General features: G+C 35.2%; 13 protein-coding genes. 11 read left to right on the top strand and 2 right to left on the bottom strand.

Annotated elements, in window-relative coordinates:
* Positions 1-72: 72 nt before the first annotated feature.
* Complete coding sequence (locus ILS93_RS19330; protein ID WP_064477333.1) at positions 73-465, bottom strand: YueI family protein; 393 nt, start codon at positions 463-465, stop codon at positions 73-75.
* A 233-nt stretch (positions 466-698) separates the two neighbouring features.
* Here ILS93_RS19330 and ILS93_RS19335 point away from each other — a divergent pair, with 233 nt between their 5' ends.
* A complete protein-coding gene (locus ILS93_RS19335) occupies positions 699-1,832 on the top strand; it encodes a BA2291 family sporulation histidine kinase (protein WP_081257457.1) in 1,134 nt (377 codons plus the stop codon).
* A gap of 33 nt (positions 1,833-1,865) precedes the next feature.
* On the opposite strand, the gene ILS93_RS19340 is transcribed toward ILS93_RS19335, so the two are convergent.
* Entirely contained in the window at positions 1,866-2,615 is a 750-nt protein-coding gene (locus ILS93_RS19340; protein ID WP_064477332.1) for a DUF4397 domain-containing protein, read from the bottom strand.
* 1,004 nt (positions 2,616-3,619) lie between these two features.
* Here ILS93_RS19340 and ILS93_RS19345 point away from each other — a divergent pair.
* From ILS93_RS19345 to ILS93_RS19390, 10 genes are all read left to right on the top strand, one after another.
* The gene (locus tag ILS93_RS19345; protein ID WP_001205889.1) at positions 3,620-4,930 is read left to right on the top strand and encodes an aspartate aminotransferase family protein; all 1,311 of its coding nucleotides are present in this window, start codon (positions 3,620-3,622) and stop codon (positions 4,928-4,930) included.
* The gene (gene atoD / locus ILS93_RS19350; RefSeq protein ID WP_000208097.1) at positions 4,927-5,625 is read left to right on the top strand and encodes an acetate CoA-transferase subunit alpha; all 699 of its coding nucleotides are present in this window, start codon (positions 4,927-4,929) and stop codon (positions 5,623-5,625) included. The genes ILS93_RS19345 and atoD overlap by 4 nt, the downstream gene beginning before the upstream one ends.
* A complete protein-coding gene (locus ILS93_RS19355) occupies positions 5,610-6,272 on the top strand; it encodes a CoA transferase subunit B (protein ID WP_064477331.1) in 663 nt (220 codons plus the stop codon). Before atoD ends, ILS93_RS19355 begins: the two co-directional genes overlap by 16 nt.
* 15 nt (positions 6,273-6,287) lie before the next feature.
* The gene (locus ILS93_RS19360) at positions 6,288-7,556 is read left to right on the top strand and encodes a peptidase (RefSeq protein WP_064477330.1); all 1,269 of its coding nucleotides are present in this window, start codon (positions 6,288-6,290) and stop codon (positions 7,554-7,556) included.
* Positions 7,553-8,398 (top strand): putative beta-lysine N-acetyltransferase, encoded by an 846-nt coding sequence (ablB, locus tag ILS93_RS19365; protein ID WP_064477329.1) that lies wholly within the window; start codon positions 7,553-7,555, stop codon positions 8,396-8,398. Before ILS93_RS19360 ends, ablB begins: the two co-directional genes overlap by 4 nt.
* Before the next feature lie 99 nt (positions 8,399-8,497).
* Positions 8,498-9,883 carry an arginine utilization transcriptional regulator RocR gene (rocR, locus tag ILS93_RS19370; protein WP_081257456.1) on the top strand — a complete coding sequence of 462 codons (1,386 nt, stop codon included), beginning with the start codon at positions 8,498-8,500 and terminating at the stop codon, positions 9,881-9,883.
* Positions 9,884-10,093: 210 nt separating this feature from the next.
* Positions 10,094-11,515, top strand: a complete 1,422-nt coding sequence (kamA, locus tag ILS93_RS19375; RefSeq protein WP_000902134.1) for a lysine 2,3-aminomutase — start codon at positions 10,094-10,096, stop codon at positions 11,513-11,515.
* Positions 11,512-11,784 (top strand): YokU family protein, encoded by a 273-nt coding sequence (locus tag ILS93_RS19380; RefSeq protein ID WP_000995761.1) that lies wholly within the window; start codon positions 11,512-11,514, stop codon positions 11,782-11,784. The genes kamA and ILS93_RS19380 overlap by 4 nt, the downstream gene beginning before the upstream one ends.
* Before the next feature lie 72 nt (positions 11,785-11,856).
* On the top strand, positions 11,857-12,072 hold the full coding sequence (locus tag ILS93_RS19385) for a YozE family protein (protein ID WP_000750728.1): 216 nt from the start codon (positions 11,857-11,859) through the stop codon (positions 12,070-12,072).
* Positions 12,073-12,262: 190 nt separating this feature from the next.
* The gene (locus ILS93_RS19390) at positions 12,263-12,925 is read left to right on the top strand and encodes a hypothetical protein (RefSeq protein ID WP_000101496.1); all 663 of its coding nucleotides are present in this window, start codon (positions 12,263-12,265) and stop codon (positions 12,923-12,925) included.
* Position 12,926: the final 1 nt, after the last annotated feature.

Here is a 12,926-nt window from a genome sequence, read left to right on the forward strand (position 1 = left end):
ACGATTCCATACTCGTTTTTTATTGTTTGTTTTACGTTTTTCAGAACGATTTCATTTAATCAAGTGTACCTTTTATTTCATTTCTTGTTTGAAAATAGCATCTTCTACATAAATTTGTTCTTTGTCAATAGCGGTGCTATGAGATAATACTAAACCGATTGGTGTTTCTATGCCTTTATTTTGAACAATTGTAAAAGGAACATTTTTTTCATTTGCTAATTTAATGTATTTTGATAAATGTGGGTAAGCAATGCCACCATTTAGGAATATTTGTAATGATTGAGAAGAGCGCATGCTACTAGCTACTTCAGAATATACATTACTTTGCATTACTTGACCGATAGTTAAAGCGATTTCTACACGCTCACGTAATGTAGTTAAATACATATTACGTTCTTCTGGTTTGTTCTGCTTTTGGCCGTAAATGCCTTCTTGGAGATAATCTTCCACATTTTTATTTACCATATTTTTCACACCTTTCATTTTCTATTGTACGAAAGAATGAAGCAGGATGCAAAAAAAGTCGCATCGAATGTAAAAAAATTTGAATGAAAGGAAGGAAAATGGAATGTATCAATTTAAACTTTTAATAAAGACATTAAAAATTTTATCAACACATATTAACAAAATGTGACAATAATCTATTAACGAATCGCATTTTTTGTGTTAATATTCAAAATATAAAGGGTATTCGTCGCATGGAAATGGAGGGAATGGGGGTTTTTCCAATCGATAAGGATATTAAAGAAGTATTTTGTTCGCACTTGAAAAACAACAGGCACCAATTCGTTGAGAACTGGAAAAACAAAATGATAATTTCCGATAAAGATCCATATAAACTAGAAGCAGTTCAAAATGGAGAGGATTTATTAGAGTTAATTATCGAACTTACTATGGAAGAAAAAGATATAGATTATCTTCAGCCATTATGCGAGAAAATTGCTATTGAACGTGCAGGGGCAGATGCGAATATTGGAGATTTTGTTTATAATGCAAATGTGGGAAGAAATGAACTTTTCGAAGCGATGTGTGAATTAGATGTTAGCGCACGTGAATTGAAACCGATTATGGCCCAAATACATACTTGTTTTGATAAATTAATTTATTATACTGTTTTAAAATACTCGGAAATTATATCAAAAAATTTAGAGGAAAAACAGCAATATATTAACGAAACACATAAAGAAAGGCTGACGATTTTAGGGCAAATGTCAGCAAGTTTTGTACATGAATTCCGTAACCCACTCACTTCAATTATGGGATTTGTTAAATTATTAAAAGCAGATCATCCAAGTTTATCGTATTTAGATATTATTTCGCATGAATTAGACCAGTTAAATTTTCGTATTTCGCAATTTTTACTCGTATCGAAAAAAGAAATGTGGAATGAATCAGAACGATTTTGGCTTAACGATTTGTTTCAAGATATTATACAGTTCTTATATCCGAGTTTGGTCAATGCAAATGTTTCGATTGAAAAGAATTTACCGTATCAAATTCCACTTGTTGGCTATCGGAGTGAAGTGAGACAAGTATTTTTAAATATATTAATGAACTCAATTGACGCTCTAGAATCAATGAAAGAAGAACGGAAAATTATCATTGATGTATTTGAAGAAGATCAATCGATTCGAATTGTGATAAAAAATAATGGGCCAATGATTCCAGCTGAAAGTGTAGAAACGATTTTTGAACCATTTGTAACTACTAAAAAGTTAGGAACTGGTATTGGATTATTTGTATGTAAACAAATTGTAGAAAAACATAATGGGTCCATCATGTGCCGTTCAGATAACGAATGGACAGAATTTCAAATTGTATTTCAAAAATAAACAGTCTACACCAAATGAATGGTGTAGACTGTTTTAATTTGTAAGTATAACGGCTTCTAATTTAGGATCTTTCGCTGAATAACCTAAAAGTGAAATTGTATATATGATGTTCGGTTCGACTTTGAAATTCGGTATAGTTAGTAAGACGCTGGGATTATCGGCGAGTGAAACTTCAATATCTGCTGTACCAGGACTAACTTCTAAAAAATCTGTTATTTGTTTAAAGAGTACATTTTCAAATAAATGATCTCCACCTTTTAAATCTACATTTACAACAGGGGTATCTGGAGAAAAATGTGCAAAACGCATTTTTGCTTGACCAGCTGGTAAATGTGTATTATCAAGCATAGGTTGTAATTGTAGATGATTGTCACTATTTATTGCAGCAAAAGTATAAGTGTGATTCCCCATTATTGGTACTAAAGCTGAAAAGATGGGAGTTTCATTTCCAACTGGGACAATATCTATACGGTATTTACCTTGCACTAATGTTAAATAGGGACTAAATTGTTTGAAAGAAATATTTTTAATAACCTTTTGCCCGTTTACTAAAATGTCAACCGCAGGTGTATTTGAAGCAGAGTGAAAAAAACGTATGTGTGACGGTAAAGCAGCTTCTTGTGAATCTCTTTTTTCATACGCCTGTACAAGTTTCGTAAGCGCATCGTAATATTTCATATATAGTTCTACATATTTTTTCGGATTATTAAATTGATAGTAACGAGCGAGCTGTTCGTAACGTGCAGCTTCTTGTCCATATTTTTCAATTTCAGATTGAGACATGAACATTCCTCCTTTGTCATCATTAAAACTATATGCTTAACAAGAAAGAAGTTATGCGAGAAAATTGTTTTTTGAAGGAGAAAAGTTAAAAATTAATAAAGAGTATTGCTTATGGATAAGTGTATTTTAGGTGAAAGTGCCTTATAATTTTCTAGAGTAAACAGCAATATATCATCTATGTTGGGTGATGATGTACCGATTACAATGTATATTTCGAAATAAAAAACCTTAAGAGCGTATGAAGTAACATATCGAAAACATGTCCAAAAATCCTTAGGAAACTAGGGATTTTTTTAATAATGGGCAAATACACATACAAAGTGATAATTGTCCTACATAAATTATAAAGGAAAGGTAGTTCAAATATAAGGAAAGGAATGAAATATTGGGATGGGGATATCCCAAAAGGAATTATGAATGGCGTTATGGACGATTTTGTGCTTTAGGATGTAGGATGAATTTTGAATTTGTAACATTATTTTTTCTATTTACGTTAGCAAGTGGCAGTATTAACCGATAAAAGAGCGTCGTGCCGAACTGATTAATGTGGTTAATCGGTTCTTTTTTTATTGTATAAAACGGAGGAGAATGTATGTGAAATATTGGTTTCTATAAAAATAATTGCTATGCATTTAGTGGGATTAATTGTCGATATTTGTTTGAAAATATGCAATATAAAGTAGGAGAATAGGAAGGAGTTTAAAGGGAGTTTCGTCGAAGTTTACACAATGTCGGCAATTGAGGGCAGCTGATATTATGTTGAGAAAGTATGTAGTGAAGCGTTTATTTTATATAAAGGAGGGTTATTTGAGCGTATAGATAAGGGTTGGTCTTCGTTTTTAAGTTCTGAATTTTCTGTTTTTCGAATTAATATTTAGCACTCATTTGTATATTTTATAATAGTTTTTTGATAAAATCACTGCTTTCGCAGAGGGTTCTTTTTTATGAAAGAAACGTCAATTTTCTTCATATATATATACAAATTGGAGAAATGGGGGAGCGCTATGCGCGATTACTTAATTAAACCACTTGTTGGTCAGCCGTATCCAATGATTTCACATGGAAAAGGTGTGTATTTGTATGATCAAAACGGAAATAAATATTTTGATGGCTCGTCAGGGGCAATTACGGCAGGTATTGGGCATGGCGTAAAGGAGATTGCAGATGTTATAAAAAAGCAAGCAGAGGAGATTGCTTTCGTTTATAGATCACAGTTTACGAGTGAACCAGCTGAAAAATTAGCGAAGAAATTAAGCGATTTAAGTGTAGGAGATTTGAACTGGAGCTTTTTTGTGAATAGTGGTACGGAAGCAAATGAAACAGCTATGAAAATTGCAATCCAGCATTTTCAAGAGCGAGGTATTCAAGGGAAGCATAAAATTTTGTCACGATGGATGAGTTATCACGGTATTACGATGGGAGCCTTATCAATGTCTGGGCATCCACTGCGCAGACAACGTTTCGTGTCAATTTTAGAAGATTATCCAACTATTCCAGCTCCATATTGTTTTAGATGTCCAGTGCAAAAGGTATATCCAACTTGTCAGCTTGCTTGCGCGACTGAACTAGAAAGATCAATTGAAAGAATTGGTGCAGAACATATCGCAGCTTTTATCGCTGAACCGATTATCGGAGCAGCTGGAGGCGCAGTCGTTCCGCCGAAAGAATATTATAAAGTCATTAAAGATATTTGTAGTCATTACGATATTTTATTTATTGCTGATGAAGTAATGACAGGGCTTGGTCGTACTGGCGCATGGTTTGCGATGGAGCATTGGGGGGTAGAACCGGATATTATGACTCTTGGTAAAGGTTTAGGAGCTGGATATACACCGATGGCAGCGACGATTGTAAGTGACCGTGTTATGGAGCCAATTTTACGTGGATCGCGTTCTGTAATGAGTGGGCATACGTTAAGTGCAAATCCATTATCTGCAGCAACAGCTCTAGCTGTTATTGAATATATGGAGAAACATAATCTACCTGAAAAAACTGCAGAAAAGGGAGAGTATTTAATAAAAGGACTACAGAAAGTTCAGCAACAATCGACAATCATTGCTGATGTGCGCGGAAAAGGGTTGCTGATTGGAGTAGAATTGCAACCGTTTACAAAAGCGTCGGAACTTATTTCGGTTGCAGCTAAAAATGGTCTTCTTTTATACCAAGCTGTTTCAGGGCAAGCAGGAAAAGAAGATAGTGCACTGCTTGTAGCACCGCCGATGACAACTACATATTCCGAGTTAGATGAATTACTTTCGATTTTTGCAAAAAGTGTAGAAGAAATGATGCAAAAAGGAGGGCATAGTATCGCATGACAACTATTACGAATACATTCGATAAATTAAAAGAGATAGAGGAAGTAATTTCTTTGTTCCACGATGATATGACATTAATGTTTGGAGGATTTGGGGGGATCGGATCTCCCCCATCTTTAATACAGGCGATTTTAGAAAAAGGAGTTACAAATTTAAATTTAATAGGAAATGACACGGGATTTCCTGATGTAGGAATCGGTCGTCTTGTTACGAATGAAAGAGTAAAATCATTAATTACTTCACATATTGGTTCAAATCCAAATGCAGGAAGACAGCTCAACGAAGGAAGGTTACAAATCGAGTTTTCTCCTCAAGGAACATTAGCAGAGCGTATTCGCGCTGGTGGTGTAGGACTTGGAGGTGTATTAGTTGATGTAGGTGTTGATACGATTGTAGAAGAGGGAAAACGTACAGTTGAAATGAATGGCAAGACATATTTAGTTGAAACAGCATTAACTGCTGAGGTTGCAATTGTATATGCAAAAAAAGCGGATCCGTTTGGTAATCTTGTGTTTGATAAAAGTGCTCGAAATATGAATCCTCACGTTGCTATGGCAGGGGATATAACAATTGTAGAAGCAGAAGAAATCGTTCCACTTGGAAGTTTAGATCCAGAAGAAATTGTTGTCCCAGGAGTATTTGTAAATTATATCGTACCGTCGGAAGGAGTGAATTGGAAATGGGTATGGGCGTAGAAGTGAGAGATAAGATTGCTAGGCGCGCGGCAAAAGAAATACAAAATGGTATGATTGTAAATTTAGGTATTGGTATACCATCGCTTGTACCGAATCATCTTTCTGACGATATAAACGTTATGTTTCATGCGGAAAATGGAATTGTAGGTATGGGACCTACGCCAAGAAAAGGGAATGAAGACGAAAATTTATGTAATGCAGCAGGTTTACCGACTTCTCTTATTACAGGAGCGAGTTATTTTGATAGTTGCACAGCGTTTGGGATGATTCGAAAAGGTTTATTAGACATAACGATTCTTGGTTCATTACAAGTAAGTGAGAATGGTGATTTAGCGAACTGGATTGTACCAGGAAAACGCGTTCCAGGTATTGGGGGAGCGATGGATTTGGCACAAAAAGCGAAGCGGGTCGTTGTTGTGATGAATCATGTCGATAAATACGGAAATGCAAAAATTGTTTCGGAGTGTACATTACCATTAACTTCAAAGAAATGTGTAGATTTAATTATTACGGATATGGCAGTTATGGAAGTGACGCAGGATGGACTCGTTTTACAAGAATTAATGAGTCCATACACAGTGGAAGATATAAAACAACATACAGAAGCTGATTTTAAAATTGGCTCTAACTTACTAGTAATCGAATGAGGGGAGATGTAATATATGGAGCAATTAAAAAAGAAAATTTGTGATTATATCGAGAGTCATGAAGAGGAAAGCGTAAAATTTTTAAAACGATTAATTCAAGAAAAAAGCGTATCTGGTGATGAAAGTGGTGCGCAGGCAATTGTAATTGAAAAATTACGTGAGCTAGGTTTAGATCTTGATATTTGGGAACCTTCATTTTCTAAAATGAAAGATCATCCTTATTTTGTATCACCGCGTACAAGTTTTTCGGATAGCCCGAACATAGTGGCAACTTTAAAAGGAAGTGGCGACGGGAAATCTATGATATTAAATGGACATATTGATGTCGTACCAGAAGGAGATGTGAATCAGTGGGACCATCACCCTTATAGTGGTGAGCAAATAGGGAATCGTATATATGGTCGTGGAACAACGGATATGAAAGGCGGCAATGTCGCACTGATGCTTGCGATGGAAGCCATTATTGAATCTGGTATTGAATTAAAAGGAGATATTTATTTTCAAAGTGTAATTGAAGAAGAAAGCGGCGGGGCAGGAACATTAGCGACTATATTACGAGGATATAAAGCAGATGGTGTTATTATTCCAGAACCGACAAATATGAAGTTTTTCCCGAAACAACAAGGGTCCATGTGGTTTCGTCTACATGTGAAAGGCAAAGCAGCACACGGTGGAACGCGTTATGAAGGAGTAAGTGCAATTGAAAAAAGTATGTTTGTTGTAGATCATTTGAGAAAATTGGAAGTTAAGAGAAATGACCGAATTACAGACCCGTTATTTAAAGGAATCCCGATTCCAATTCCAATTAATATTGGGAAAATTGAAGGTGGGAGCTGGCCAAGTTCTGTTCCTGATTCGTTAAATTTAGAAGGAAGATGTGGTATTGCGCCGAATGAGACTATAGAGGCAGCAAAAGAAGAGTTTGAGAATTGGATCGCTGAATTAAATGATGTGGACAATTGGTTTGTTGAAAATCCTGTAGAAGTAGAGTGGTTTGGAGCGAGGTGGGTTCCTGGTGAACTAGAAGAAAATCATGAGTTAATTACGACACTAGAGCATAACTTTGTTGAAATCGAAGGGAACAAACCAATTATTGAAGCATCTCCGTGGGGGACTGATGGAGGTTTATTTACACAAATCGCTAACGTACCAACGATAGTATTTGGTCCAGGAGAGACGAAAGTAGCACATTATCCAAACGAATATATAGAAGTTGATAAAATGATAGCTGCCGCAAAAATTATTGCATGTACATTACTAGATTGGTGTGAGGTGAAAAAATGAAATACTATGAATCTTTTAGAGAACAGACGAATGGCTATACAGTAGAAGGCGTTTTAGACTATTTTAATAAACGTATTCGAGTAGACCACTACACAGGAAATATTGAGAGGATTATCCAAACAATTGACGAATTAGCAGAGAAGCATTCTTTCACTAAATGTATTATTAAAGGAAAGGGAGAGCATGTTTCTACATGGCTCTCTTTCGGTTTTTTATTGGAAGCAACAATACCGCATTATTTTCAAGGTCACGATGCATACTTCTTCGTGAAATTTATTAATGATGAAAGGCGAAATAGTATTCATTGGGCTGAGGAAGATACCATTTTAAGCGGTGTTAAAGCAAAAGAAGTAAAGGAAAAAATAGTCCCAGAGAAATTTTTATTAAGAAAAGCGACAGAAGAGGATGCGGAAGAATTAGCAGCTGTCTTTGGAGAAGTATTTGAAGTTTATCCGACGCCTTTAAACGAAGCGAGTTATGTAAAACAAACGATGAAAGAAGACGATACAATATACTATGTGTATGAATTTGAGGGGAAAATAATTAGTACAGCCTCTGCAGAAATGAATATAAAAGAAGGAAATGCAGAATTAACGAATTGTGCTACTTTACCCGAATATCGTAAACATGGGTTTATGAAAAGTTTACTAATTAAGTTAGAAGAAGAACTGCAAGAAAAATCGATTTTCTGCTCCTATACAATTGCTCGATCGCTTTCTTTCGGAATGAATGCGGCTTTTCATCAGTTAGGTTATACGTATACAGGAAGACTGGCGAACAATTGCTACATTTTCGATAAGCTGGAAGATATGAATATATGGGTGAAAGATTTGTCTAAATAGTACGGTATAAAAAATAGAACGGAATCGTCATGCTTATAATCGCATATAGGTATGCCAGAAATTCGGCATGTTATTGCTGGATTTTCGGCAAAAGGGGGGATGACATTGCTAGCAGTTTCGACACAAGAAGTCATTGAAGCGATTTTGGGCAGTATTGATGAGGCTATACACGCAGTAGATGAAAATGGTATTACAATTTTTTATAATACTGTAGCTGCAAAACACGATGGATCAAAAATTGAAAAAGTGTTAGGAAAACATTTGTTAGAAGCGTTTCCTTCTTTATCTAGGGAAACAAGTACGTTAATGAAAGTGTTAGATACAAAAAAACCAATCGTTCATCAAGTTCAGCATTATCAAAATTTAAATGGGGAAGACATTTGTACAGTAAATACGACGTTACCTATTTTTATAGATGGAAATATTGCTGGAGCTGTTGAAATTGCAAAGGACTATTCTACAGTTCAAAAACTTACGGATACAATTGTAGATTTGCAGTCAAAAATAAAGCGGTCATCTAGAAAAAAAGCAATTAAAAAGCATGTTGCATTTGAGACGATCGTGACGGATGATGCTCGATTTAAACAGACGAAAGAATTAGCACAAAAAGTAGCGCCAACTGATGCGAATGTTTTAATATATGGGGAAACAGGAACAGGGAAAGAGTTATTTGTACAAGCGATTCATGAAGATTCTAAACGGAAGAACAAGCCATTTATTGCACAAAACTGCGCAGCTTTGCCAGAGTCGCTATTAGAAAGTTTATTGTTCGGAACGACAAAAGGTAGCTATACCGGGGCAATTGAACGAGCGGGGTTATTTGAACTTGTAGATGGTGGGACATTGTTTTTAGACGAACTGAATTCAATGCCTCTCGATTTACAAGCGAAAATGCTACGTGTGTTAGAAGATGGTGTAATTCGTCGAATTGGTGATAATAAGACGAGAAAAGTAGATGTTCGCGTTATTACCGCAATGAATCAGCCACCAGAAGTATGTTTAAGAGAGAATAAAATTCGTACGGATTTATATTATCGATTAAATGTCTTTTCATTATATATTCCGCCGCTACGTGAAAGAACTGAGGATGTATTATTATTAGCGTCTTATTTTTTGAACGAATATAATAAAAGTTATAAAAAAGGTGTACTTCAAATGGATAGGGAAGCGAAAGAAAGACTACAAACTTATCAATGGCCTGGCAATGTTCGTGAACTAAAACATACGATCGAACATGCTGTCATTATTGCAGAAGGGGATACACTAACAGCCAATTGTTTACCGCGTACATTTCGGAAAGAGGATCTGCCAAAGAAGAAGAGCATATTGCCACTTAGAGAAGCACTTCATCAAACGGAAAAGGAATTAATAGATCAAGCGTTAATTGAAACGGAAGGGAATATATTACAAGCTGCAAAAATGTTAGGTATCCCTCGCCAAACGCTTCAATATAAATTGAGTAAGTACGACAAAACCGCCGAATAATTGGCGGTTTTTGTGTGTTTGCACCAATAAAAGCGTGTTTACATATATAAAAAGTAATGAATATGATAGTATGTATGGATTTCATACAGTGCTTACAAATATTTTTTTGTTTATGTAATAGCGTTCTCCATACATTTACTTATCAATAATGTAAAGTTGGCATAACTATTGCTTATATAAAGGATGAGCGTATAAAAAGGGGGAATAGCAATGTTACATGATGTATACAAACCAAATCGTCACTGGAAGGATATCGAGTTGTGGAAGGATGTTACTGAAGAGCAATGGAATGACTGGGTTTGGCAATTAACGAATACGATCAAAACTTTGGATGACTTAAAGAAAGTGATTAATTTAATACCTGAAGAAGAAGAAGGCGTTAAAATTTCAACAAAAACGATCCCGTTAAATATTACACCGTACTATGCTTGGCTAATGAATCCTGATGACCCACGCTGTCCGATTCGGATGCAATCTGTACCGATCTCGGAAGAGTTATATAAAACAAAATATGATTTAGAAGATCCGCTTCATGAAGATGAAGATTCACCAGTTCCAGGGCTAACACATCGTTATCCAGACCGCGTATTGTTCTTAGTAACGAATCAATGTTCTATGTATTGTCGTTACTGTACACGACGTCGTTTTAGTGGACAAATTGGAATGGGTGTGCCGAAGAAACAATTAGATGATGCAATTGGTTACATTCGTGATACACCACAAGTACGAGATGTATTAATTTCTGGTGGTGACGGTCTTCTTATTAACGATAAAATTTTAGAATATGTATTAAAAAATTTACGAGAGATTCCGCATGTCGAGATTATTCGTATCGGAACGAGAGCGCCGGTAGTATTCCCGCAGCGTATTACAGAAAACTTATGTAATATTATTAAAAAATACCATCCAGTATGGTTAAATACACATTTCAATACTTCTATTGAAATTACAGAGGAATCGAAAAAAGCATGTGAAATGCTAGCGAATGCTGGTGTTCCAGTTGGAAACCAAGCAGTAATTTTAGCTGGTATTAACGACAGCGTTCCAATTATGAAAAAACTTATGCATGACTTAGTAAAAATCCGTGTACGTCCATACTATATTTATCAATGTGACTTATCTGAAGGTATTGGTCATTTCCGTGCACCAGTATCTAAAGGTCTTGAAATTATTGAAGGTTTACGCGGTCATACATCTGGTTATGCGGTTCCAACATTCGTTGTAGATGCACCAGGAGGCGGCGGGAAAATTGCGCTTCAACCAAACTATTTAATTTCGCAAAGTGCAGATAAAGTTGTACTTCGTAACTTTGAAGGTGTTATTACAACGTATCCAGAGCCAGAGAGTTATATCCCAGGAAGAGCAGAAGGGTACTTTAAAGAAATCTATCCAAACTACGAAGAAAAACGTTCAGATGTTGGTATTGCAGGTCTTATGAGTGATAAGAAATTTAACCTTGTTCCAGACGACTTACAGCGTATGAGCCGTCGTAAAGACTATGAAGATAATGACACTCATGCATCACTAAAAGATAAACGTGATAAGCGTGATCAACTTAAAGATAAAAAGTATCAATCGCAAATGGCTAAATTAGAAGAAAACGACAAAAAAAATGAGGGTGATGCAGTATGAATTGTATGTGGTGTGACAGTACAGAAGCGAAAGAAAGCTTGAATACTGTATATTGGGAATTACCAGATGGTACGAAAGCCATTGAAATCCAAGAGACACCATGCATTTCTTGTTCCTCATGTGGTATGGACTATCAAGCAGATCAAACAGTGAAAGAAATAGAAGATCAATTGTTTCTAATTTATACGAAAGATTTACCAAAACAACTAACATATGAAGAATTAATGGGAAGACCACGTCTATTAAAAAGAAATTATTTCGACTTTTAACCAGCTTTTATGCTGGTTTTTTTCTTTTTTGCCTTGTATAATGTATCCAAGTTAGAAAGGCAGGGAATATTTTTGAAAAAGACATTTTACCACTATATGATGAAGCATCGTGCAGCTTTATTTAGTAATGAAGTATCGAATTTAGCAGAAGCAATGTATGATGATTTAAGCTTTCCAAAGCAATCTGAAGATTATGATGAAATTAGTTCATACTTAGAGTTAAGTGGATTGCTAGAAAGTATGTCTATATTTGATGAAGCTTGGGATTTATACATACAAGAGAGATAAGAACTATATGAAATTTTTGACGTGAAGCTAGTCTATTTGCTAGCTTTTTTTACGTTGTAAATAATTTTTTTTATACAGTGATATTTTTTATTGAAAAAATTTATGAATATACGCTTCTGTGATAAGCGTTTTTATGTAGGTTGCATATACTGTTATCAAAATCACGACGTCAAAAAAAGGAGAGATATAGATGGCGAGAAAAAAGCAACCTAAATATAACGTAGGGGACATAGTCGTGATTACGCTATATGGAACCGTTGGTAAAATCACAAATATGAAGGTTTTAGATGGAGTTTACGTTTACGAAGTCAATAATCACGATGGGTTTTACGTAGAGCAAACGTTGCAGCACGTTTCAGAGCAAGATATGAAAAAAGGTGAAACTGAGTGGATTGAATTAAACTATAATTTCACATTTGGTGATCTCGTGCAAGTAACAGGATATGATAAAGATGTGTTTCGTATTGTTGGTTTTCGTACAGAAGTATGGAGATATAAAAATGACGCATGGGAAGATACTATATACGAATTGTCACGAATTACGGATGGTGAATGGTTAGAAGCGGATGAATCAGATTTAACGTTACTTGCTAATGCTCAAACGGCAAATGCAATTTTGAAGAAAATGAAACAAGATAAAGCTGGTATGAATAAATTAGATTTAGGAAAATTAAAGTCAATTAACAACTCAAAAAAAGTGAGTGTTAAGACAAATCGTCAAGAAATCATTGATGGATTACTTGATATTTATAACGATTATCAATTGTTATTCGATACATTTAAAGATGAAGAATACAAAATTGTTATGGATGTTGTTCATAATTATTTAGTTAAATTGACAGAGAAAAAATAGT

Origin of the sequence: Bacillus sp. 16GRE42, assembly GCF_019837435.1 — a bacterium.
In the GTDB taxonomy this organism is placed as follows: Bacteria; Bacillota; Bacilli; order Bacillales; family Bacillaceae_G; genus Bacillus_A; species Bacillus_A wiedmannii.